Below are 23,268 nucleotides of genomic sequence, written 5' to 3' on the forward strand. Positions count from 1 at the left end.
CCATGCTGAATATCGAAGATTTCACTCTGCATTATGGCCATTCGCAAATTCTGCACGGCGTATCCTTGGACGCGCAGGCCGGGGCCGTCACCTGTGTCATGGGGACGAACGGCGTGGGCAAGACCAGCCTTATCCGCGCAATCTGCGGGATGCATAACCGGTCCGGCGGGCGCATGGTTTTGGACGGGGAAGACCTGCCACCGATGTCTGCCCATGCGCTTGCCAAGAAAGGCGTCGCCGTGGTCCCACAAGGGCGCGAGATCTTTCCGCTTTTGACCGTGCGCGAGAACCTTGAAACCGGGTTTTCCTGCCTGCCTGCTGCAGACCATCGCATCCCGGACGAGGTGTTCGACCTATTCCCGATCCTCAAGGATTTTCTGGACCGGCGCGGCGGTGATCTGTCTGGTGGGCAGCAACAACAACTGGCCATCGCCCGCGCGATTATTACCCGGCCCAAGCTTCTGTTGCTCGACGAACCCACCGAAGGCATCCAGCCCAACATCATCCAGCAAATCGGCGAGGTTATTCGCCTGTTGCGCGGCAAAGGGGACATGGCGATCGTGCTGGTCGAACAGTATTTCGACTTCGCCTATGACCTTGCGGACAACATCGTCGTCCTGCGGCGCGGAGAGGTCGTGTTCTCGGGCCGTAAATCCGACACAACGCGCGAGGAACTGTTGCCGCAGGTGTCCGTTTAACCTCTGCTCAATCAACAGGCAAAACCGCTATAAATGCGTCGTTTGCAATGTTTTTTTACCAATCGGTACAAAAATAATCGGGCGCGTCTGGACCCTGATCTTGGATAACCAACAATGGGCAAAACCCTTTGTGAAATCACAGGAGATCAATGTGTTTGTGAGAACTGTTGCTGCCATCGGCGCGAGCCTTGTCCTTAGCGCTGCTGCCCATGCCGAGACGCCCCTTCCCTTTGCGTTGGATTGGAAGTTTGAAGGCCCGGCTGCCCCCTATTTCGTCGCCATCGACAAAGGCTATTTTGCCGAGGCTGACCTGTCGGTTGAAATCTCTGCCGGGTCCGGGTCGCTGGATGCGATCCCAAAGGTGGCCACGGGTGCGTTTCCGGTTGGGTTTGCCGACATCAACAGCCTGATCAAGTTTCTTGACCAGAACCCCGGCGCGCCGGTGACCGCTGTGATGATGGTCTATGACAAGCCGCCTTTTGCAGTGATTGGTCGGAAGTCTCTGGGGGTTGAGGCGCCCGCTGATCTTGCGGGCAAAGTGCTGGGCGCGCCGCCCCCCGATGGCGCTTGGGCGCAATTCCCGATCTTTGCGGCTGAAAACGGTCTGGACATGGACGCGATCACGGTCGAGCCCGTGGGCTTTCCGACCCGTGAACCCATGCTGGCCGAAGGCAACGTGGCGGCGATCACCGGCTTCAGCTTCTCGTCCTACCTGAACCTTGTGCGTCTCGATGTGCCCGAAGACGACATCTCGACCATTCTGATGGCAGATTACGGCGTGGACCTTTATGGCAATGCGGTCATCGTGAATACCGAATATGCGGCTGCGCATCCCGAGGAAATCAAAGGGTTTCTGGGTGCGATTGCCAAAGGGTGGACGGATGCCATCTCGGATCCCGCCGGGGCGATCACCAGCCTGATGGAACGCAACCCGGCCGCTGATCCCGCGCTGGAACAACGCCGACTGCAGCTGGCAATCGATGCCAACGTTGTGACCGATTATACGATGGCCAATGGCATGGGCGGAGTGGACGGCGCGCGGTTTTCAAGCTCGTTGGACCAGATCGCCACGACCTATGAATTCCAGTCTGCCCCCGACGCGGCGTTGTATTTTACCGATGCATACCTGCCCGAGGGTGGTTTTCCGCTGCAATGACTGGAGCGGGCCGCGCGGGGACACCTCGCGCGGTCCACCGTTGAAAGCATATCCATGTATCCGATGATCAAGATCGAAGGCGTGCGCCACGCCTATCAGACCCCGACGGGGCCGTTGCCGGTGCTCGACGGGTTGGAAATGTCGCTGGACGAAGGCGGGTTTGTTGCCGTGGTCGGCCCGTCCGGCTGCGGCAAGTCCACGCTGACCCGGTTGGTGTCTGGCCTGATGAAACCGGACGAGGGCCGCGTGATGCTGCATGGCGAAATCGTGGCTGGCCCCCGGTCCACTGTCGGTATGGCATTTCAGAACCCGGTCCTGCTGGAGTGGCGCTCGATCCTGCAAAACGTCATGCTGCCCTTGGAAATCGTGTCCAACTCGCTGTCGAAAACCGAACGGGTCGAGCGCGCGCGCTATCTGTTGTCTCTGGTCGGGTTGGAGGGGTTCGAGGACAAGCGCCCTTCGGAACTGTCGGGCGGGATGCGACAGCGCGCCTCGCTGTGCCGGGCGCTTGTACACAAGCCCGAGGTACTGATCTTGGATGAACCCTTTGGTGCGCTGGACGCTTTCACCCGCGAGGATCTGTGGCAGACCATGCACAAGGTCAAGGAACAAGAGTCTTTCACCGGCGTGTTGATCACCCACGACCTGCGCGAGGCGATTTTCCTTGCCAATCAGGTCATTGTGCTGTCGGGGCGCCCCGCACGCACACAATATGTGCTTGATGTCCCCGATACTGGGCCGCGTGACCTTGAACATCTCTATACACCCGAAGCCGCCGAGATGCTGGCCATCTTGCGCCACCAGATCGAGATCGCACAAGGTCGCGCCCCGTCAGATCAGGAGGTCGCGTGATGTCCTTGCGCAGTGCATTTGTCCCCGCCTCCGCCCTGATCGTGTTTCTTCTGTTGTGGGAGGGGCTGGTCCGGGCCAATGGCTGGCCCAACTACAAGATGGCTTCGCCGTCAGACTTGGGGCCGGCCTTTACCAAGCACTGGGATCTGTTCCTTGTCATGAGCTGGCAGACCCTGTGGCGCACCGTCGTCGGGCTGCTTCTGGCCATTGTCGTGGGCACCGGGCTGGGCATGCTGATGGGCTTTTCGCGCCTGATGCGCGATGCGCTTTATCCGTTGTTGGTCGGCTTCAACGCGATCCCAAAGGCAACCGTCGTTCCCATCGTCGCCTTGATGTTCGTGGGCCAGCATGACTTCAACACCATCCTGATCGCCTTCATGATCAGCTTCTTTCCCATCGCCGTTTCCGTCTCGATCGGGCTGTCGACGCTAGAGCCCGAATATCGCGACATCCTGCGGTCGCTCGGGGCCAGTCAAGCCACGATCTTCTGGAAGATCGCGCTGCCGAAAACTCTTCCCGAATTCTTCGGTGCGTTGAAAGTTGCAGTCACCTTGGCCTTCATTGGCACCAACCTGATGGAGATCGTAAGCCCCCATGGCCGTGGCTTGGGCGCGCTTTTCGATAGCGGCAAAACGAACTCGGACTACCCGCTGATGTTTGCCGTTCTAGTGATGTTGGCCTTTCTGGGGATCGTGCTGTTCTATGTCGTGGTTTTCCTTGAACGGATCTTTGCGGGCTGGGCCGATCGATAGCTGGCGCCTGGAGATCACTGATTGAGTCGGCGCTTGGTGCTGATCTATGCTGCGGTCACCGAAGGGTTCTTTGCCGACATGGCCGCGGGTCAGTTTGCATTTCCTGACGATATGCCTGCCATTGTGGAATCCTGCGACCGCCATAACATGACCTTCACCGGTCCCCATTCAGATTGAGAGCTATGACCAAACCCGTTGTCTACCACATCCCTGTCTGTCCTTTCTCTCAACGGTTAGAGATCTTGTTGGCCCTGCGCGGCCAGCAGGATGCTGTCGAGTTCCGCGTCGTCGACATCACCAAGCCGCGCGATCCGGAGCTTCTGGAAAAAACGCGGGGCACGACAGCGTTGCCGGTCCTTGAAACCTCTGGGGGCAAGATCCTCAAGGAAAGTCTGGTGATCCTGCGCTATCTGGATGAAGTGCTCGACGGCGAGCCGCTGCGACGGCGCGATCCCTATGAACACGCGGTGGAATCCATGCTGATCGCCAAAGAGGGTCCGTTCACGATGGCGGGCTATATCTATGTGATGAATCAGGACAAGGCTCAGCGCGCGGCGCTGAACGACAAGCTGCTTGGGCTTTACAGGGACCTCAATGACTTCCTGCTTGCCTACAACCCGGACGGCACCTTCCTGTTCGACGACTTCGGTCTGGCAGAGGCCGTGTTCACCCCAATGTTCAAGCGGTTCTGGTTCCTTGACTACTATGAGGATTTCAAATTGCCGACTGGTCCCGACTATGACCGCGTCGCCAAATGGCGGGCGGCTTGCATGGCGCATGAGGCGACCGATCAGGTGTCCGAGGAAGAGATCGTGAAGCTCTACTACGATTACGCTTTAGGGGCCGGGAATGGGGCGCTGGTTGATGGGCGTAAGGTCTCGAGTTTCGTGTTTGAACCAAGTTGGCAGACGCGCCCAATGCCCCCGCGCGACAAATACGCGCCAACGGCATCTGATGAAGAGCTTGGGTTGGTTGCTGCGGGTGAGGGCTGAGCCGCAGCGGCTATTGCGCCATCAACCGACGCTTTTCGGCCATGGCCTCGCGACGTTGCTGTTCCAGACCTTGCCGGAAGGACTGTTCCACGAAGTCGATGTGATCCAGCGCCGCTTTTTCAGCACGGGTTTCGTCGCCGTCGATGACGGCCTGTCCCAGTTCTAAGTGTTGTTCGAGCAGTTTCTTGCCCGTGCCATCCAACGTCTTCAGGAAGTCGCGGTTATAGAACACACTTTGCTGGGTCAGGTCGAAAATCGACGCCATCATATGGATCAAGGTTGCGTTCTGGCTGGCATCCACAATGGCTGAATGCAGGGAGAAATCTGCTTCTCGGGATGCATCCGCGTCGTTTGCTTTCCACGCGCGTTCGATCTCGGTCAGGATTTCGGAAATTCGTTCTTTGTCTGCGCGTGTCGCGCGGCGGGCGGCAAGGCGGGCGGCAAAGCCTTCCTGTTCGCGCCGGTATTCGAGGTAGTCGAAAAACGCCGGTTCGTGACGGCCATACAGGTCCAGCAGGGCGGGCAGCATCGCTTGACCAGTCAAAGGTGCAACAAAGCTGCCCTCGCCGTGCTTGATCATGACCAAGCCGCGCTCTTCCAGAATATGAAGCGCTTCACGCAGCTTTGGGCGCGAGACGCGAAGTGTCTCGGCCAATTCGCGCTCGGACGGCAGCTGGCGACCCTGTTTAAGAACCCCCGAAGCAATCAAATCCTCGATCTGTGCGACGACAGCATCGGCCAATGATTCGTGTCCAACCGGATCAAAAAGAGCTTTCTTCGTCATTTTGAACGTCCCTCGGTTCCGCGTCGTTCTCGGAGTGGTGGTAAATCAAAGTAACCAATGCTCGTCAAAAATCAACCCGGATCAAATCTGCACAGTGTTCTTTGTTAGCTTTTGAAAAATAACAGGAATGCCCAAGATATTCGGACTTCCTTCATAGGCTATGGCCCGAAATCTGTGCGGTTTCGCACGTAAGAACCTAACGGTCAGAATTGCCAATGGTAAATAAAGTTGTTGACCGGTCGCGGTGGTAATATTTATTTACCAATTCATATCGACACCGGATTTGCCGTGGAGGCGGCGCCGGTCCTTACGGTCCAACCTCGGAGGAGAACCATGAAAAAGACCCTGACTTCGCTGGCGATTGCCGCGACCCTTATGACCACCACCGCAGCTCAGGCTGCTGACAAACTGCTGCTGAAAACCCCGATTGCGTTCTCGACCGCATTGCCGGGTCTGGGATCGCCGATCCCGCGCGTTGCCGAGCAGCTGGACCTGATGTCCGGTGGTACGCTGAAGATGAAAGTCTACGAGCCCGGCAAGCTGGTGCCGCCGTTCGAGATCTTGGACGCGGTAAGCTCGGGCAAGATCAACTCGGGCTACACCACGGCTGGCTATTGGGCCGGTAAGATCCCGGCCGCGCCGCTGTTCTCGGCTGTGCCCTTTGGCCCGGAAGCCGGCGAATACATGGCATGGCTGTACTATGGAAACGGGATGAACCTGTACCAAGAGATGTATGATCAGGCGGGCTTCAACGTGAAGGTTCTGCCCTGTGCGATCATCGCGCCGGAAACCTCGGGCTGGTTCGCAAAGGAAATCAACAGCGCTGAAGATCTGGAAGGTCTGAAAATGCGTTTCTTCGGTCTGGGCGGCAAAGTCATGCAGCGCCTAGGCGTTGCGACCAGCCTGCTGCCGGGTGGCGAGATCTTCCCCGCACTGGAAAAAGGCGCGATCGACGCGACCGAGTTTTCGATGCCAGCGATCGACGCACGCCTTGGCTTCCACAAACTGGTCAAGTTCAACTACTTCCCCGGCTGGCACCAACAGGCCACTGTGTTTGAACTGCTGGTGAACAAGGACGTCTGGAACGAAGCCAGCGACCAGCACAAGGCGATCATCGAAAACGCCTGTAAGGCCTCGATGACCGACAGCTTTGCAGAAGGTGAAGCCATTCAGCACGCGGCCCTTCTGGACAACGTCGAAAACAACGGCGTGACCATCAAGACCTGGTCGGACGAGATGCTTAACGTCTTCCGCGAAAACTGGGACGCCGTGGCCGACGAAGAAGCCGCCAATGACGAATTCTTCGCCAAGGTTCTGGGTGACATGACCGAGTTCCGCGAAGGCTATGCGATCTGGAAAGAGAACGCGTTCCTCCCCCGCAAGTAACTTTCCAAAGAACGTGGGGCGGCGCGACCCGCCGCCCCGCACTTATTTGTTTTTCCCTTTTTATCCCTGACCTCGCGCAATTTCGCCGCCATCGCCTGTGGAGGAGAACATGGCCCAGACCCCGCATCAAAATGACGTGGACAATTCCGATCCCGTTGACGTGTATGAACACATTCTCGAACACGAGGACCGCGACACGCAGGTCGCTGCCGTTGCCATCGACAAGACCGTAAAAGGCGTCGGCAACATCGTCATGTGGGCCAACCTGCTTTTGGTGGCTGCTATCGTGACACAGGTGAGCCTGCGCTATATGTTCAATGTGAACTTCCCCAAGCTCGATGAAATCCAGTGGCATTTCTATGGCTTGGTGACGATGGTCGGCATTTCTTATGCCTTGGTGACCGACAGCCACGTACGCGTTGATATCCTGCACATGCAGCTAAGCCGCCGTGCGCAGCGGGTGATCGAGGTGATCGGGATCCTCGCCCTGCTGGCGCCTTTCATCTATCTTATGATCGATCAGGGCTGGGATTATTTCTATGAAAGCTGGCGGGTGAACGAACGCTCGGACAGCCCGACAGGACTGCCTGCGCGCTGGGCGTTCAAAGCTGTGATCCCGGCCAGCTTCGTGCTGCTGGCGCTGGCTGCTGTGGCCCGGTTGATCCACGACGCGCATGCCATCGTGGTGAATTACGAGGACGAAAGGAAGGGCAAGGACCTACGCCTGATCCTGTGGGCGCTGGTGGCCTTTGCGGTCGTCGCAACCGCGCTGACATTCGTGGTCGAAACCACCGAAGAAAAGCTGGTCATCGCGATGTTCCTGACCTTCATCGCGCTTCTGTTCACGGGCTTCCCTGTGGCGTGGACCCTTGCAGGCGTTGGTGTCGCGTATTGCGGGCTGGCTTACCTGTTCGACAATGACCTGATGTTGTGGACTGGGCTGGAAAGCACCTTTACCGGGCTTGACTATTTGACCCTTGGGGCCGTGGTGAACCGTGTCTATGCGACCATGTCGAACGCGGTTCTGGTGGCACTGCCCATGTTCATCTTCATGGGCCTGATGTTGGATGAAAGCGGCGTGGCGGAACGCCTGATGACCTCGATGCAGCGTCTGTTTGGGACGGTGCGCGGCGGGCTGGCCATCACCGTGACCATGATCGGCATTATCCTAGCAGCGTCGACCGGCATCATCGGCGCGTCGGTGGTTCTGCTGGGCGTGCTGTCGCTTCCGTCGATGATGGAGCAGAAATACAACCCCTCGCTGGCGGCTGGTGTGGTGTCGGCATCCGGTACACTTGGCATCCTGATCCCGCCCTCGATCATGCTGGTGATTATGGCAGACCAGATGGCCCTGTCAGTCGGCGACCTGTTCATGGCCGCGGTGTTCCCGGGCGTCATCATCGGGTGCCTCTATCTGACCTATATCTTCGTCATTGCACTGATCAAACGCGATGTGGCCCCAGTGCCCGAGGGCGCAACCCGCCCTGACTGGGCTGCCGTCAAGGATGTGCTGATTGCCATCCTGCCGACACTGGGTCTGATCCTTGCGGTACTGGGCTCGATCTTCGCGGGCCTCACCACGCCGACCGAGGCGTCGGGCGTGGGTGCCCTTGGCGCGACCCTGCTGGCGCTGGGCTATCGCAAGCTGACCTTCCGCAAGCTGGTCAACGTGCTGAAAGCCACCTTCAACACCACCGCCTATATCTTCGCGATCTTCTTGGGCGCGACTGTGTTCAGCTATGTGCTGCGGGAATTGGGCGGCGACGCGTTGATCGAGGACATGATCCACAGCGCTGGCCTTGGCGCCACGGGAACTGTGATTTTCATCCTGTTCATCGTGTTCCTGCTGGGCTTCGTGCTGGACTGGATCGAAATCACGCTGATCGTGCTGCCTCTGATGCGCCCGATTGTGAATGCGCTGGGTCTGGATGTTCCCGGCTTTGGCGCCATCGATGAACCGGCGCTGGTGTGGTTCGTGATCCTTGTGGCGGTGACGTTGCAGACCAGTTTCTTAACGCCACCGGTTGGATTTGCGCTCTTCTATCTGAAGGGGGTTTGCCCGCCCGAGATCAAACTGACGGATATCTACAAGGGCATCATTCCCTTCGTGATCCTGCAGCTGATCGGTCTTGCCCTTGTCTTCTACTGGCCCGCACTTGCCACTTGGCTGCCCTCGGTCGCGTACTAGGAGTTTGGAACATGCGTCTTAAAGACTGTCACAACTTCCACGATTTCCGAAAACTGGCGCAGCGCCGTCTGCCGGGGCCGATCTTCAACTACATTGACGGTGGTGCCGATGACGAGGTGACGCTGCGCAAGAACTCCAGCGCGTTCGACACGTGCGATCTGCTGCCTTCGGTGCTGCGCGGGGTGAAGGATGTGGACATGTCCGTCACCGTGATGGGGCAAAAGCTGGACATGCCAGTCTATTGCTCGCCCACCGCGCTGCAGCGTCTGTTCCATCACCAAGGCGAACGCGCCGTTGCTGCAGCAGCCGAGAAATACGGGACTATGTTTGGGGTGTCGTCCTTAGGCACCGTGTCGTTGGAAGAGCTTCGGCAGAAGCACAAGAACCCGCAGGTCTACCAGTTCTATTTCCACAAGGATCGCGGGCTGAACGCGGCCATGATGCAGCGCGCCAAAGAGGCCGGCGTCGAAGTGATGATGCTGACCGTGGACAGCATCACCGGCGGCAATCGCGAACGCGATCTGCGCACCGGTTTTTCGATCCCGTTCCGGCTGACCTTGGGCGGCATGATCCAGTTTGCGATCAAGCCGATGTGGGGCATCAACTATGTCACGCACGAGAAATTCCGCCTGCCGCAATTGGATGAGCATGTCGATATGGGCGGCGGGGCCAGCTCGATCGGTGGCTATTTCACCGACATGCTCGACCCGTCGATGACATGGGATGACGTGGCGCAGATGGTGCGCGATTGGGATGGCCAATTCTGCCTGAAGGGCATCATGACCGTTGAAGACGCCAAACGCGCGGCTGAGATCGGCTGCACCGGCATCATTCTGTCGAACCACGGTGGCCGGCAGCTGGATGGGTCGCGCACGCCGTTCGACCAGCTGGACGAGATCGTTCAGGCGGTTGGCGACAAGCTGGACGTCATGATGGACAGCGGCATTCAACGCGGGACCCATGTGCTGAAGGCGCTTTCATTGGGCGCCAAGGCGGTGGGCATCGGTCGCGGATACCTTTATGCTCTGGCAGCAGGCGGTCAACCGGCTGTCGAGCGCGCGCTGGGCCTGATGCAGGCCGAGATCGAGCGCGACATGAAACTGATGGGCGTCACGCGCGTCGACCAACTGAGCCACGACAACCTGCGTTTTCTTGGGGAAAGCGGGGCGGCGAAGATAAGCACAGGAGCTGCTGCATGACCAACGACGCGCTTCTCTCTCGGTTCCGCGACATCGTCGGTCGTCGTCATGTCCTGACTGGACAGCGGGCGACTGAACGCTTTCGGCGCGGGTTCAGATCGGGGAAAGGGGAAGCGCTGTGCGTCATTCGTCCGGGGACGTTGCTTGAGCAATGGCAGGTGCTTGAGGCCTGCGTCGCGGCGGACAAGATCGTCATTATGCAGGCGGCCAATACGGGGCTGACCGAAGGCTCCACCCCGTCTGGCGCCTATGACCGTGACGTGGTTCTGATCAACACCCGCCGCATGGACAAGATCGTGCCGCTGGACGAGGGGCGTCAGGTCATTGGCTTTCCGGGCTCCACTTTGTTTGCTTTGGAAAAACTGCTCGACCCGCTGGGGCGCGAACCGCATTCCGTGATCGGGTCGTCCTGCATCGGCGCGTCGATCATCGGCGGGGTCTGCAACAACTCGGGCGGTTCGCTGGTGGAACGTGGCCCGTCTTATACCGAGCTGTCGCTGTACGCACAGGTCGATGAAAACGGTCAGCTGTCCTTGGTCAACCATTTGGGGATCGATCTGGGCGACACGCCCGAGGAAATTCTGACACGGCTTGAGGCAGGCGATCTGGGGCCGAGCGTCCCGGACACCAACCGCAAGGCGTCGGCCACTGACTATGCCAGTCAGGTGCGCAAGGTGGATGCGGAAACGCCCGCGCGTTTCAATGCCGACAAACGGCGTTTGCACGAGGCCTCGGGATGTGCGGGCAAGCTGGGCGTTTTTGCTGTGCGGCTGGATACCTATGCCAAGCCCGCCACGCAAAAGACCTTCTATATTGGCACCAATGATACCGCAGACCTGACAGAGCTGCGCCGTCATATTCTGTCAGAGTTCGAGACGCTGCCGGTCTCGGGCGAATATATGGAGCGCGAGGTGTTCGACCTGACTGAGCGCTATGGCAAGGACACCGTCATGATGATCGACTGGTTGGGTACGGATCGCCTGCCGTCCTTCTTTGCCTTGAAAGGTGCGATTGATGCGCGGCTGCGGTCTGTCCCCGGGCTGGCCAATTTCACCGACCGCGCCATGCAGCTGTTTGCCCGCCTGACCCCCAGCATCCTGCCGAAACGGTTGAAGGACTTCCGCAATCGCTATCGTCACCACCTGATCCTGAAGATGCGAGACGACGGGATCGCCGAGGCATCAGCCTATCTGTCCAAACTCTTTGCCGATCGCGAAGGGGGCTTCTTTGAATGTACCGACCGTGAAGCCAAGATTGCCGGATTGCATCGGTTCGCCGCCGCAGGTGCCGCAGTGCGGTACATGGCGATCCATTCGAACGAGGTCGAGGATATCTTGGCGCTGGATATCGCGCTGCGCCGCAATGATCGCGACTGGTACGAAGTGCTGCCGACTGAAGTCGATGATCAGCTTGTGCACAAGCTCTATTACGGCCACTTCTTCTGTCACGTTCTGCATCAGGATTATGTGGTCAAGAAGGGAGCTGATCCCAAGCAGATTAAGGCGCAGATGTTGGAGCTTTTGGATCAGCGCGGCGCCGAATATCCGGCCGAACACAATGTCGGGCATCTCTATCCTGCCAAGCCTGATCTGGCCGCTCATTATGCCTGCTGCGACCCCACCAACTCCTTCAATCCCGGCATCGGAAAGATGTCGAAGAAAAAACACTATGCGTGAGTTCGCCTCCGCAAAGGCCTATGCGGTAGTCTGAGGGTGGCTGCTCATCCGCAGGTAGTTGTAAGCGAGGTTTCTGAGACATATTCGTCTATCTCTAGGTGTTTGAGTCAGTTTTTTCTTGAGATTTAACGGCGCCCCGTTAGTAAGCCCCGACGCAAACTAGGGACTATTGGTGCAAAGCTATCGCGGGCAAAAATCAAGCAAACTGGGGGCGTGGATCGCCGCGGTACTGATTTTGTTCCTGCCAGTAAAGGCACCAGCAAGCGATCGGGTGTCGCTGGGGAATGCGAAACCCGGTGAAATCCTGTCCATCGAAATTGATCAGCTGCTTCCCCTAGCGCGTGCGAAAGTCGAGATCGACGGTGTGCGAGTCTGGACCGCTCTGGACCTGTCTGGCACGACACTTCGCTTGAAAGTGCCCACAGACCTGACCGGCAACACACACGAGATTGTGCTGTATGAAGATACCGCGCGGGGCGACGTTCTGATTGGCCGGTGGGAGTTCACGCTTGTCGCGGCGGGCACGACCGAAGCCTATGTTGCCGTCCAATTGGAAAGCGGTGTGGTCGGAAACCGCGATGCGCATAAAGTTTATACCGGGTTCGGCGGGCGGCTGGATTTCGATATCCAAGATGGTCTGCTGCGTGGCGGTCTAAGCTTCTCGCGCGCGGCATTACCGGACCCAGAGACCGGCGAGTACTACGCGATCAACGATCACTATTTGGAAACTCGACACACGGTGCTGGGCGGGGACCTCTCGCTACGGCTGGGCTCGCACTACTACAACATCAACGGAAACCTGATTGATCAGGCATCGCGCCGCGGGGTGTCTTTGCGGTTCGCGGATGCCACCAACCGGGACGAGGTCGCCGCCTTCGTGTTGCAACCCGGCCTGTCCACCAGTCCAGACAATCTGATCGGCGTTGCCGACCGGAATGATCGCGTCATCGGGGCGACAACCCAGATCGCGCCGTTTCTGAATTCTGGCCTGCGCCTTGGATTCACCGCCTTTGACGGGCGGGCAGGGGATCTGCCCAACGGGTCTGTTGGCAATGTCCGGGGCAAGGGCGTATCGCTGTCCGCGCCGGTGGTCGGCGACCGCGTGGATGTCCTGCTGTCGGCAGACGAGACCGAGTGGTTTGACGGCGGCACTTGGCGTTCCGGGCAAGCGCTGGAGGCTGAACTGGATATTCGCCTGACACCGCCTGAACGCCCGGACGCGCTGTCACTTGGTCTGGGCTATTCGCAGATCGATCAGGATTTCCATTCACCGCTCAATCCGGACCTGATTGTCGGCGAGCGCGCCAAACGGGTGGAGCTGGAATACGCGGGCCATGAATGGAGCTGGGCCCTTGGTGCCGAACAGGCGCGGACCAACGAAGGGGGCAGCCCGGATCAAGCGGTGGACCGCCTGACCCGACTGTCGTTCGAAACGACCTACGCCCCTGATGTTTTCACCGGTGGCTTCCTGAACGGCGCAAGGTTCTATTTCTCGTCCGAACTGTTCGTGCAGGAACGGCTTGAAACCCCGCTGGGTGCCTTGCCTGAACAGGATCACCAACTGGCCTCGTTCAGCGTCGGGATGAACAAATTCACCGAACACGGCAGCTATGCAGTGCTCTATAGCTACGAAGATCTGGAGTATCTTTCGGCACCCGATGGGGATGAAATTGCCCATGGGTTGGAGCTTCTGGCCTCGGTCGCGCCCACTGATCGACTGGACGCTACGGTCGAGCTGAAGATGCGCCATCATGCCTCGACCCTCGGGGATTTTTGGGAGGCGCGGGCAGCCGCCAGCTTGAACTACGCGCTTGTTCCCGACCTGTGGGACTATGCACTTGAGGCCGGGATTGTTGAGTATAGTGACAGCTCTAGCGAGAATGCCCGCTATCTGCGGCAGGAAATCGAGTGGACCTTTGTCGAAGATCATTCGCTTGTCTTCAGCGCGGAATACATGGAAGGTGCTTGGTCACGTAGGATGATCGACGGAGATGGCTGGCTGTTTGGGCTGGCCCTGCGCAGCGACATCAACCACATCGTGTATCGGTAGGGCGCGGATATGAATGATGCAGATCTGAAAGCTTTGATCCACCGGATCGGAACGGGCGACAAAATCGCCCTCGACGCGCTTTATCGCCAGATGGAGAAACCGCTCTACAGATTTATCAACATTAAATTGAACGATCCGTTCCTCTCGGCCGACATACTTCAAGAAGTGTTTTTAGATGTATGGAAAGGGGCGGCCGCATTTGAAGGGCGGTCTGCTGTCAAAACGTGGATGTTCTCGATTGCGTACCGAAAGGTAATTGATGTGTTTCGCAAGAATGCGCGCCTGACGATTGCCGATGATCTGCCCGAGCAGCTGGACGAGGCGCCAAGTGCGATGGCCCAGATTACGGCTGCCGAAGAGGCGGATCATTTGCGGGCCTGTTTGGCGCAGTTGAAGCCCGATCATCGTGACGCCATCGAGTTCGCGTTCTACGAAGACATGAGCTATCGCGAGATCGCCGAGGTGACATCAGTCCCGGAAGGGACCGTCAAAACCCGTATTTTTCATGCTAAGAAGTTGTTGTTGCACTGCCTTCAGGGCAGAATGAATACAAAGGTAGCATCATGAGTTCGGAAGTAGATCGTCAGCATATCCTTGATTTGTTGCCCTTTTGGGTCAACGGAACACTGTCAGAGGACGAGCAGGACATGGTCGAGGCCGCAATGGCACAAGACCCGTCGCTGCGGCAAGAAGCCGAGATGCTGTCCCTTGTTCGTACAACGATGCAACAGCAGCCCGACGGCGAAAGTCCGGGCGAACTGGGTTTGGCGCGGCTTCGGCGTGACATCGAAGATAGCCCGCAGAAAGTTGTTGAAGGGCGATCCAGAACGCGGCGCTATATGCTGTCGTTCTCAGGTGGGCTGGCGGCCGCGTTTGCCCTGATTGCCGTAATTGGCAACTTCCGCGTATCGGAAGATGTTTACGAACTGGCGTCGTCCAATAATGACACGGCGAATATCGTTGTGATGTTCCGAGCGGATGTCACGCAGGCGTCGATGGCGTCGTTGTTGCAGAGGCACGAGTTGGTGATCGTCGACGGTCCGTCCGCGATTGGCCTGTACCGGTTGTCCCCGCTTGATCCCGGCGCTGATCTTACGCAGTTGGCCGGTACGTTGCGCTTGGAGACTGACGTTTTCGAAAGTGTGGATCTTCCGTGAAGCGCCTTGCTCTTGCCGTTGCTCTGATTGCCATCACGCTTTTTGGCGTCGTGCCAAGCGCACAGGCGCAGCAAGGCAATTGCGTGCTGCCCGGTGACATTCTGGATGTGCCCACCCCCGGGTTTCTCAGGAATGCGACGCCCAATCTACGCACGCGGGTGAGCGGCACATTGCTGCCGGCCACGTTGATCTCGCACACCACCAGTCGGCTGCGTGTCAGGCTACCACTCAGCGGGTTGCCGTATTCCGTTCAGTTCCACGTCGTCCATGTCGAGCCGAACGGGTCGACCAAAGTCGTTGCGTCGGCGCGGATTTGCGATGATCCGAATGGTGGAGGAGGCCTTGGCCCCGGAGGCGGCGGTACAGGCACCGGTCCCGGAGGCAGGTCTGGCTTGGGGCAGGGGCTGTCCCTCAGAACGCCCAATGGCCAGCCGCTTGTTCGTGCCACGCGGAACGAGGTCGCCGCCCCAAGTGGGGGACCGGAATACCTGTTGATCGGCTCCAGCGAAGAAGTTGCCCGCGCCCAGACCATGATGTCGCGTGAAGGCGTGTCTATTCTGCGCAACACCTCTTTGGGGGCTTTGGGCGCGCGGATGTCTGCGGTGGACTTAAACGGGCGTATGTCGCTTGCGGAGCTGCGGTCCCGCCTTGCCCGTCAGCGGATTTCGGTGATTGTCGACAAGCATTCGGTCTATGGGGCCGCGAAGGGGCGCACAACCTATGCCAATCGGCTTCTGGGCCTTGCGCCCGACACGGGATGCAAGCTGAACCGCCCCGTCCGCGTGGGGGTGATCGATGGCCCGGTGGACACCTCGAACCCGGCTTTGCGGGGCGTGTCGGTCAAATCGACCTCGGTCCTGTTTCCGCGCGATCGCACTGGATCGGTCGATCATGCGACGGGCATCGTGGCTCTGATCAGCGGCTGGGGGACGGATAAGCTTCCGCAAGGGATCAGCCCGGGGGCCGAAATCTTCTCGGTCGTGGCGTTCGCGCGCAATGGCGGGCGGTCGGTCGCGCGGCTGGAAAGTATCGCGCAGGGGCTGAACTGGATGGTCGAGAACAATGTCGACATCGTGAACATGTCCTTGGCTGGGCCGAAGAACGATAGCCTGGAAGACATCGTCAAAACGGTTGCCCGCAAAGGGCTGATTATGGTGGCGGCCACCGGGAATGGGGGGCGTGCCGCCGTGGCCTATCCCGCATCCGATCCGAATGTCATCGCAATCACCGCAGTAGATGCGCGCGCGCGGCTGTACAAACATGCCAATGGCGGACCCGAGGTGGACTTCTCCGCGCCGGGTGTAGATCTGCTTTTGCCACGTGGACGGGGCACGACCTTTGCCTCGGGCACGTCATATGCCGCGGCTTTTGCCACTGCGATCATCGCGCAAGAGGTCGCGCGATCGGGGCTGCGCAAGCAGCAGCTTCTGAATACTTTGCGCCAGCGGTCCCGCGACCTTGGGCGTCCCGGAAGGGACAGCCGGTTCGGCTGGGGGCTGATCCAGGCCGACAGCTGCAAATAGTTGTAAATTATTTATGAACCTTTTCCCAACTCACCCGACAAACATTTAGCGACGCTGTTAACGTCGCTGCTGTTGCTTAGTGCGGTGCTGGTGGTTTGGTTAAATGGTGCGTGGTTATGCGGTTCCCTCCAGCGCAAGAGTATTTTGGGTTTGGCCTGCAAAGTGTGAAGTGGTTGAGTGACGATTTCTGCATGGTCAGAGGGAGCGGTTGGTATCGGTGATACCAACCGTGAACCTGTTGCCCAAGGGCGCCGCAAGGGCGCGCTGCCTTTCTTCCGACATCCCAAAAGCCCCAGCCCTGATAGCTGGGCAAGCGGCCCCTGAACTATACTTTCTTGGTTGAACGGGACAAATCCCCATAATTGCGGCACACTGATCTAAGGGTGATATCTTCAGGGGACGTGCCAAAGGGGGGACTATGTCGGACCGAACGCAAACCACCGATGCCATGCGCTGGATGCTTCTGGTGGCGGCGGTGCTGGTCACGGTCATCGGCGCGCCGTTGTTCCTGTTGCCCGACAAAACCGCGTTTTTGTTTTCGTGGACCGTGAACCCGCCGGTGACCGCGGCCTTTTTGGGCGGCGCGTATTTGGCCGCTGGCTTGGTCGAGTTTCGCGCCTCGCAGGACACAACATGGGAGAGCGCACGCATCGCGGTGCCCGCGGTCTGGATCTTCACGACCATGACCCTGATCGCCACGCTGCTACACATCGACAAGTTTCACTTCGGCGCAGAGTTCGCCCCGTTCACCCAGTTTGTCACTTGGGTCTGGCTGGCGGTCTACGGGTTGGTGCCGATTGTGATGGGGGCATTGTGGGTACTACAGCTGCGCAAAACGTCCAAGGATGGTCCGCGTGCGAACCCGATGGCTGGGTGGATGCGGACCGTGCTGTGGGGGCAGGCAGGTATCTTGCTGTTGCTTGGGGGCGGGTTATTTCTCGCCCCTGCCGACATCAAGTTTCTGTGGCCGTGGGCGCTTAGCGCTCTGACGGCGCGTGCAGTGGGCGCGTGGCTGATCGGTATCGGCGCACTGTCCGCGCATATGGCCTTGGAAGGGGACAATCAACGGGTTGCACACGCCAATGCGGCCTTGATCGTCTTCTGCGTGTTGGAGGTGTTGGCCGTCATCCGGCTTTCCGCAGATACGTCTGCGGCTGGCGACCCAGTTATCGATTGGGGTGATGCGCGCATTTGGCTCTTCATTGCCGCGCTAGGGGCAATGCTCGGGACAGCGATTGCAGGCTGGAGGGCGCGCGCGCATGGATGAGATGCGCGAACACAGAAGCGGCCCCAAAATTTGGGGCCGCGTCATGTTTGTAGGTTTCGCCTAGACCGCTTAGGTTCGGAACACGCGATAAATCGCGGGAATCACCAGAACCGTCAGTAGGGTTGAGCTGAGCAAACCAAAGAGCAGCGACAAGGCAAGCCCTTGGAAGATCGGGTCGGCCAAGATCACCGCCGCGCCAATCATCGCCGCAACTGCGGTCAAGAGGATCGGCTTAAAGCGGATGGCGCCGGCCTCGATCAGCGTTTCGACCTTATCCTTCGCGGGATCGGCATGCCGGATAAAGTCCACCAGCAGGATCGAGTTCCGCACGATGATGCCCGCAAGCGCGATGAAGCCAATCATCGACGGGGCCGAGAACGGCGCGTTGAACAGCCAGTGCCCGCCCATGATCCCAACGAAGGTCAGCGGGATCGGCGTCAGGATCACCAGCGGCAGTTTGAACGAGCCAAACTGCATAACCACAAGAATGTAGATCCCCAGAAGCGCCACGGCAAAGGCGGCCCCCATGTCGCGGAAGGTGACCCATGTGACTTCCCATTCGCCGTCCCACAGCAGGGTGACGATGCTTTCGTCTTCAGGCTGACCGTTCATGCGGATTTCGGGCTTGGTGCCTTCTTCCCATTCCATCGCCTCCAACTGCTCGGCTACGGCGATCATGCCATAGACCGGGGCCTCGAAGTCTCCGGCAACCTCGGCGGTGACCATTTCGGCGGTGCGCCCGTTGTGACGGAAGATCGGGAAGGAAGCGCGTTCCTCGGTGATCTCGATCACGTCGCCAAGCTCCACCACGCCACGAGCGCCGGGCAGGGCGTTCGCTGGGATCGGCGTCGACAGGAAGCGTTCGTCCAGCACCCGGTCCGCCTTGTCGCGTTCCACGATGATGGGGATCGGATAGCGGCCCTCACCGCGATGCGAGTACCCAACGGTCTGCCCATGGTTCAAAAGCGCGAGCGTCGAGAAGACGTCCTGCTCCTGTACCCCGAAGAACTCCAACTGGTCCTGCGAGATCGTGATGCGTAGACGGCGCGGTTGTTCCCCGAAGCTGTCATCGACATCGACGACGAAGGGCACGCTGTCAAAGGCCGCACGGATCTTGCTGGCGGCTTCGCGACGGGTGTCGGCATCGGGGCCATAGACCTCGGCCAGCAGGGTCGCCATGACCGGCGGGCCGGGGGGCGGCTCGACCGTCTTGATGTTGGTGCCTGCGGGCAGATCAAGTTGGTTCATCCGTTCACGCAGTTCCAACGCAATCTCGTGGCTTGTGCGTTCGCGGTGTTCCTTGTGGTCCAGCAGGATTTGCACATCGCCCAGATGTGGCTGCGTGCGCAGGTAATAATGCCGGACCAGACCGTTGAAGTTGAAGGGCGCGGACGCCCCGGCATGGGTTTGTGCCGACACAACCTCGTGCATCTGCAGGGCTTCGCGCGCCACGGCTTGCACCACGGCGTCCGTTGCCTCGATCGACGAGCCTTCGGGCAGATCGACCACCACCGACAGTTCCGACTTGTTGTCGAAGGGCAGAAGCTTGACCGTCACGTCCTTGGTGTAGATCAGCGCCAGTGACCCGAACGAGATCACAGCCGCGCCCAGCAGGAAGGTCAGGCTGATGGCTTTGGTCTTCAGCAAAGGCCGCGCAACCGAGGCATAGATCCGCCCCAACGCGCCACCATGATGTCCTTCGTCATCGTGATCATGCGCAGGGGCTTTGCCTGCGATCTTGATCATCAGCCATGGCGTGATGATCACCGCCACGAAGAACGAAAAGATCATTGCAGCCGAGGCGTTGGCCGGGATCGGGCTCATATACGGACCCATCAGGCCCGATACGAACAGCATCGGCAAAAGGGCGGCGACCACGGTCAGCGTTGCGACGATGGTCGGGTTGCCCACCTCGGCGACTGCGCGGATGGCTTTGGTCACGCGGTCCGCTTTGTCCTGCATGCCCCAATGGCGGGCGATGTTCTCGATCACCACAATCGCGTCATCTACAAGGATCCCGATCGAGAAGATCAGCGCGAACAGCGATACGCGGTTCAGCGTGTAGCCCATCACCCACGCGGCGAAGAGTGTCAGCAGGATGGTGACAGGGATCACCACGGCGACCACGATGGACTCGCGCCAGCCGATGGTGAACAGCACCAGCGCCACGATGGACACTGTCGCCAGCCCCAAGTGGAACAGAAGCTCGTTGGCTTTCTCGTCTGCCGTTTCGCCATAGTCGCGGGTGACGTCGATCTGCACCGTATCGGGGACTAGGTCATGTTCCAGCAGGTGAACGCGGTGCAGGATTTCCTCGGCCACGACGACGGCATTGGCGCCTGCACGTTTGGCAACCGCCAGAGTAACGGCAGGGGTGCGGATGATTTCACCATCTTCACCGCGTGTGACATTGGCAACGATCTTGTCCGAGGTATCCGGCACGAAGCTGACATTGGCGACGTCACGCACGTAAACCGGGCGGTTGTCGCGCGTGGTCAGAAGCAGGTTTGCAACGTCCGAGGACGCCTGCAATGTCTGGCCGGCTGTCAGCATCACTTGCTGCCCGCCGTCGCGGACATACCCGGTGCTGAACGCACGGTTTGCGCCTTGGACCTTGCCCACCAGCTGCTGCAGGGTCACCCCATACAGCGCCAGACGTTCGGGGTCCGGGGCGATGCGGATCGCCTCGGGGCTTTCGCCGACCAGATAGGTCAGGCCTACATCCTGGATCTTGGCGACCTCGACCTGCAGTTTGCGGGCAATCCGTGTCAGGTCGTTGGCGGTGGTGTGTTCAGCGTTGGGTTTGGGGCTCAGCGTCAGCGAGACAATGGCCACATCGTCGATCCCGCGTCCGACGATCAGGGGCTCGTTGATCCCAACCGGGATGCGATCCATGTTCGCGCGCACCTTGTCATGCACGCGCAAGATCGCGGTATCCGCCGATGTGCCAACCAAGAACCGCGCCATCACAAGCGCATAGTCATCGCTGGTCTGCGAATAGACATGCTCGACCCCGTTGATGCCCTGCACGATGCTTTCCATCGGCTCGGTCACCAGCTTGGCGGCGTCTTCTGCTTTCAGGCCCGGCGCTTGGATGTGGATATCCACCATCGGGACCGAGATCTGCGGTTCTTCCTCCCGCGGTAGGCTGACCAGTGCCACAAGGCCGACGGCAAGCGACGCCAAGATCATCAATGGGGTCAGGGCCGAGCGGATGAACGCCTTGGTCAATCCGCCCGCGATGCCCAGCGAGGGGGTGTTTGGCTGATTACTCATGGCTGGTCACCACCTGTTCGCCTGCGGTCAGACCCGACAGGATTTCGACCATCTCGACGCCGTCCATCTGGTGCGCGCCACCCGTGACGACCGCGCGCTGCGACTTCGCGCCGTCTGCGGATTGCACTGTGACGAAATCCAGCCCCATGCGGGTCGAAACTGTGCCCGTGGGCACCAGCAATGCCGTCGACTTGCCAACCGGAAGGCGTACCAAAACGCGTGCGTCCACAAAATCGGTCTCCATGCCCGCGAACTCGACATCGACGATCACGCGGCCGTTTTCAATCTGGGGATAGAGCTTGGCCAGAACGCCGGTCGACTCGCCCTCTTCACCGCCAATGCGGATTTCCGCGCCTTCTTCAAGGTAACCAGCATGGCGTTCCGGCACCGCAAGGCGTAGGAAGAAGCCGCCGCCGCCGATCTCGGCGATGCTTTCACCGGGCATGACGACAGAGCCTTCAGTCAGGGGAACCTGAAGCACCGCGCCGCCAATGGGCGCCAGCACAGCGCCCTCCGCTTCGCGCTGTTTCAGCACGCTCCGCTCGGCCTGCGCAGTGCCGATTTGTCCCTTAATCACATCCACGCGCGTGCGCAGCTGATCCAACTGCTGTGCGGTGGCGACCCCACGTTCCAGCAGGTCTTCGCCGCGCTGCAGATCGGCCGAGGCGGTCTCTAACTGAGACTCCAGCGAGGTCAGCGTCGCATCCACCGCGTTCAGCTGAAGGGTCAGCTTTTCATCCGTGATGCTGGCGATCTGCTGGCCTTTCTCGACCGTGGATCCCTCGGAGACGTCGATGGAGATGATCGTGCCGCCAAGCCGCGACCGCGCGTGTACACGGTCACGCGCCTCGATCCGGCCGAACACGGCTTTCCATTCAGTGACGTCGACAGCGTTCGCGACGAAGGGTTCTTCGGCTTGGGTCGCAAGCGGGAACAAGGCGACCAGAAGGGACAAGACAAATTTACGCATCGCAATCTCCTGTGCGGTAGGTGGCCCAAACCATGTCCGTTGCTGGCAGGTTCAACACGACTGGTGTCAGAGCGTGTTGTGACACTAGACGGATAGTCCTGACATGAACTTGATCAAGATCACATATTCAAAATAATGAATATGTTTGGTGAATGCAAGGGACGATGGCGGGAAACGGGCAGGCCACCGTGATAGACGCGAAAAGGCACACAAGTATAGTTTTGCGTTTTCGTCCTGGTTTTGGAAAGGCTGGCGACATCGCCCAGGGAACAGTGGTTCCACAATGTATGAAGCCCGCAACTGAGGTGCGGGCTTCAAATCACTAAGGGTCAGGCGGACGCGAGAAGCGTTGCCTCGTGGCGCTTTGCAACGTGGCGGGCGACCGGATACTGGCCTGCGCGGCTCATCAGCTCGGGGAAGAGGGTCAGAAGCTCTTCAACGGATTCCTGCGGCAGCGCTTTGACACTTTCAGGCCCGATATAGAGGCTTTCGGTCAGGGCGCCGTCAGTTTCGACGATCTCGTGCTGATCAAACAGCAGGTGTACATAGGTCACCTGACCACCAGACAGGCGGCGAACCGCGTCGCCCGTTACAAGGTGGGCTGCAGCGACAAGAACCTGATCGCTGCCGCAGTAAAGTTCGGCTTTCCAGCCGCTAACCAGAACACGGTGCTGCGGCGAGACGCGCAAAGCTGCGGTGTTGCCGATTGCGCCGGGCGCAAATTCGATGGGCGCCATGTCCCCTTCGGCTGCGACCTCGGCGGTTCCGATCCAGCGCACTGGCTGGAACCCATTGTCCATGGTCCAGACCATGTCACCAACTTCGATGTCTTCAACGGCGCGGGGGCCGTCCAAGGTTTCGATCAGCGTACCGGCCACAAAACAGGGGAACGGGGTCGGGTCCGTGGTGTTCAGGTCGGCGACGCCTAGCTTGGTGTTGCCATTTGGCAGGTCCGGATAGCCAGGATCCCCCGGTTGCCCCGTCAGGTCAATCGCGTAGGTCGTACCAATCGGAATCGTAGCATTGGGGTCGGAAGATCCGGTGATGCGAATAAATGCGGCAGGCAGCGTCGGATCGCTGTCGATGTCACCGGATCCAAGATAGTCATATGTATAGGTAAATCCACCAATCGTTACGGTGTCACCTGCAGACACGATCTCTAGCGTTGTCGTCCCCGACGGCTCGTTAAAAACCGCATTCGGCGTTTGGCTTGTTACAATGTTGATATTGTTGCCAGAGGTGAACGGATCTCCATTCACATCTTGGAGCGTAAGTTTAATCGTCGCCATGAGTCTGCCTGTGTAACTTCATCTACAAGAATTTGCTGTAGGGCTGCAGCAAT

The 23,268-nt window shown here is 59.3% G+C and carries 19 protein-coding genes; 15 read left to right on the forward strand and 4 right to left on the reverse strand.

Annotated features, from left to right (window positions below):
• Positions 1 to 2 precede the first annotated feature (2 nt).
• The 6 genes from urtE to Q0677_RS07895 all read left to right on the forward strand — a co-directional run bounded on the left by urtE (position 3) and on the right by Q0677_RS07895 (position 4,450).
• A complete protein-coding gene (gene urtE, locus Q0677_RS07870; protein ID WP_298908103.1) occupies positions 3 to 698 on the forward strand; it encodes an urea ABC transporter ATP-binding subunit UrtE in 696 nt (231 codons plus the stop codon).
• Positions 699 to 849: 151 nt separating this feature from the next.
• Entirely contained in the window at positions 850 to 1,854 is a 1,005-nt protein-coding gene (locus Q0677_RS07875; protein ID WP_298908106.1) for an ABC transporter substrate-binding protein, read from the forward strand.
• A gap of 54 nt (positions 1,855 to 1,908) precedes the next feature.
• The gene (locus Q0677_RS07880) at positions 1,909 to 2,706 is read left to right on the forward strand and encodes an ABC transporter ATP-binding protein (protein WP_298908110.1); all 798 of its coding nucleotides are present in this window, start codon (positions 1,909 to 1,911) and stop codon (positions 2,704 to 2,706) included.
• The gene (locus Q0677_RS07885) at positions 2,706 to 3,458 is read left to right on the forward strand and encodes an ABC transporter permease (RefSeq protein ID WP_298908112.1); all 753 of its coding nucleotides are present in this window, start codon (positions 2,706 to 2,708) and stop codon (positions 3,456 to 3,458) included. The genes Q0677_RS07880 and Q0677_RS07885 overlap by 1 nt, the downstream gene beginning before the upstream one ends.
• Before the next feature lie 21 nt (positions 3,459 to 3,479).
• Entirely contained in the window at positions 3,480 to 3,635 is a 156-nt protein-coding gene (locus tag Q0677_RS07890) for a hypothetical protein (protein WP_298908116.1), read from the forward strand.
• Between the two features lie 5 nt (positions 3,636 to 3,640).
• Positions 3,641 to 4,450 carry a glutathione S-transferase family protein gene (locus Q0677_RS07895; protein ID WP_298908118.1) on the forward strand — a complete coding sequence of 270 codons (810 nt, stop codon included), beginning with the start codon at positions 3,641 to 3,643 and terminating at the stop codon, positions 4,448 to 4,450.
• 10 nt (positions 4,451 to 4,460) lie between these two features.
• Here Q0677_RS07895 and Q0677_RS07900 read toward each other — a convergent pair whose 3' ends face one another.
• The gene (locus Q0677_RS07900; protein ID WP_298908121.1) at positions 4,461 to 5,234 is read right to left on the reverse strand and encodes a FadR/GntR family transcriptional regulator; all 774 of its coding nucleotides are present in this window, start codon (positions 5,232 to 5,234) and stop codon (positions 4,461 to 4,463) included.
• A gap of 333 nt (positions 5,235 to 5,567) precedes the next feature.
• Here Q0677_RS07900 and Q0677_RS07905 point away from each other — a divergent pair, with 333 nt between their 5' ends.
• From Q0677_RS07905 to Q0677_RS07950, 9 genes are all read left to right on the forward strand, one after another.
• Complete coding sequence (locus Q0677_RS07905; protein WP_298908123.1) at positions 5,568 to 6,620, forward strand: TRAP transporter substrate-binding protein; 1,053 nt, start codon at positions 5,568 to 5,570, stop codon at positions 6,618 to 6,620.
• Between the two features lie 109 nt (positions 6,621 to 6,729).
• Positions 6,730 to 8,808: a TRAP transporter large permease subunit gene (locus tag Q0677_RS07915; RefSeq protein WP_366940957.1), complete on the forward strand. Its 2,079-nt coding sequence runs from the start codon at positions 6,730 to 6,732 to the stop codon at positions 8,806 to 8,808.
• An 11-nt stretch (positions 8,809 to 8,819) separates the two neighbouring features.
• Positions 8,820 to 10,007, forward strand: coding sequence for an alpha-hydroxy acid oxidase (locus Q0677_RS07920; protein WP_298908126.1), 1,188 nt, complete (start codon positions 8,820 to 8,822; stop codon positions 10,005 to 10,007).
• Complete coding sequence (dld, locus tag Q0677_RS07925; RefSeq protein ID WP_298908129.1) at positions 10,004 to 11,683, forward strand: D-lactate dehydrogenase; 1,680 nt, start codon at positions 10,004 to 10,006, stop codon at positions 11,681 to 11,683. The genes Q0677_RS07920 and dld overlap by 4 nt, the downstream gene beginning before the upstream one ends.
• A 271-nt stretch (positions 11,684 to 11,954) precedes the next feature.
• Positions 11,955 to 13,733, forward strand: coding sequence for a hypothetical protein (locus Q0677_RS07930; RefSeq protein WP_298908132.1), 1,779 nt, complete (start codon positions 11,955 to 11,957; stop codon positions 13,731 to 13,733).
• A gap of 9 nt (positions 13,734 to 13,742) precedes the next feature.
• Positions 13,743 to 14,300: a sigma-70 family RNA polymerase sigma factor gene (locus Q0677_RS07935; RefSeq protein ID WP_298908134.1), complete on the forward strand. Its 558-nt coding sequence runs from the start codon at positions 13,743 to 13,745 to the stop codon at positions 14,298 to 14,300.
• On the forward strand, positions 14,297 to 14,890 hold the full coding sequence (locus tag Q0677_RS07940; RefSeq protein WP_298908136.1) for a hypothetical protein: 594 nt from the start codon (positions 14,297 to 14,299) through the stop codon (positions 14,888 to 14,890). The genes Q0677_RS07935 and Q0677_RS07940 overlap by 4 nt, the downstream gene beginning before the upstream one ends.
• Positions 14,887 to 16,413 carry a S8 family serine peptidase gene (locus Q0677_RS07945; RefSeq protein ID WP_298908138.1) on the forward strand — a complete coding sequence of 509 codons (1,527 nt, stop codon included), beginning with the start codon at positions 14,887 to 14,889 and terminating at the stop codon, positions 16,411 to 16,413. Before Q0677_RS07940 ends, Q0677_RS07945 begins: the two co-directional genes overlap by 4 nt.
• A gap of 418 nt (positions 16,414 to 16,831) precedes the next feature.
• On the forward strand, positions 16,832 to 17,680 hold the full coding sequence (locus Q0677_RS07950) for a hypothetical protein (protein WP_298908141.1): 849 nt from the start codon (positions 16,832 to 16,834) through the stop codon (positions 17,678 to 17,680).
• Between the two features lie 69 nt (positions 17,681 to 17,749).
• Here Q0677_RS07950 and Q0677_RS07955 read toward each other — a convergent pair whose 3' ends face one another.
• The 3 genes from Q0677_RS07955 to Q0677_RS07965 form a co-directional block, all read right to left on the reverse strand.
• Positions 17,750 to 20,956 (reverse strand): efflux RND transporter permease subunit, encoded by a 3,207-nt coding sequence (locus Q0677_RS07955; RefSeq protein ID WP_298908143.1) that lies wholly within the window; start codon positions 20,954 to 20,956, stop codon positions 17,750 to 17,752.
• Positions 20,949 to 21,926, reverse strand: coding sequence for an efflux RND transporter periplasmic adaptor subunit (locus Q0677_RS07960; protein WP_298908145.1), 978 nt, complete (start codon positions 21,924 to 21,926; stop codon positions 20,949 to 20,951). Before Q0677_RS07960 ends, Q0677_RS07955 begins: the two co-directional genes overlap by 8 nt.
• Before the next feature lie 329 nt (positions 21,927 to 22,255).
• Positions 22,256 to 23,215, reverse strand: coding sequence for a Hint domain-containing protein (locus tag Q0677_RS07965; RefSeq protein ID WP_298908147.1), 960 nt, complete (start codon positions 23,213 to 23,215; stop codon positions 22,256 to 22,258).
• Between the last annotated feature and the right edge of the window lie 53 nt (positions 23,216 to 23,268).

It is taken from the genome of uncultured Aliiroseovarius sp., assembly GCF_947492455.1.
In the GTDB taxonomy this organism is placed as follows: Bacteria; Pseudomonadota; Alphaproteobacteria; order Rhodobacterales; family Rhodobacteraceae; genus Aliiroseovarius.

Coding starts and splice junctions, on each gene's coding strand:
- urtE (WP_298908103.1), top strand. CDS start 3: ATGCTGAATATCGAAGATTTCACTCTGCATTATGGCCATTCGCAAATT.
- Q0677_RS07880 (WP_298908110.1), top strand. CDS start 1,909: ATGTATCCGATGATCAAGATCGAAGGCGTGCGCCACGCCTATCAGACC.
- Q0677_RS07885 (WP_298908112.1), top strand. CDS start 2,706: ATGTCCTTGCGCAGTGCATTTGTCCCCGCCTCCGCCCTGATCGTGTTT.
- Q0677_RS07895 (WP_298908118.1), top strand. CDS start 3,641: ATGACCAAACCCGTTGTCTACCACATCCCTGTCTGTCCTTTCTCTCAA.
- Q0677_RS07900 (WP_298908121.1), bottom strand. CDS start 5,234: ATGACGAAGAAAGCTCTTTTTGATCCGGTTGGACACGAATCATTGGCC.
- Q0677_RS07905 (WP_298908123.1), top strand. CDS start 5,568: ATGAAAAAGACCCTGACTTCGCTGGCGATTGCCGCGACCCTTATGACC.
- Q0677_RS07915 (WP_366940957.1), top strand. CDS start 6,730: ATGGCCCAGACCCCGCATCAAAATGACGTGGACAATTCCGATCCCGTT.
- Q0677_RS07920 (WP_298908126.1), top strand. CDS start 8,820: ATGCGTCTTAAAGACTGTCACAACTTCCACGATTTCCGAAAACTGGCG.
- dld (WP_298908129.1), top strand. CDS start 10,004: ATGACCAACGACGCGCTTCTCTCTCGGTTCCGCGACATCGTCGGTCGT.
- Q0677_RS07935 (WP_298908134.1), top strand. CDS start 13,743: ATGAATGATGCAGATCTGAAAGCTTTGATCCACCGGATCGGAACGGGC.
- Q0677_RS07940 (WP_298908136.1), top strand. CDS start 14,297: ATGAGTTCGGAAGTAGATCGTCAGCATATCCTTGATTTGTTGCCCTTT.
- Q0677_RS07950 (WP_298908141.1), top strand. CDS start 16,832: ATGTCGGACCGAACGCAAACCACCGATGCCATGCGCTGGATGCTTCTG.
- Q0677_RS07955 (WP_298908143.1), bottom strand. CDS start 20,956: ATGAGTAATCAGCCAAACACCCCCTCGCTGGGCATCGCGGGCGGATTG.
- Q0677_RS07960 (WP_298908145.1), bottom strand. CDS start 21,926: ATGCGTAAATTTGTCTTGTCCCTTCTGGTCGCCTTGTTCCCGCTTGCG.
- Q0677_RS07965 (WP_298908147.1), bottom strand. CDS start 23,215: ATGGCGACGATTAAACTTACGCTCCAAGATGTGAATGGAGATCCGTTC.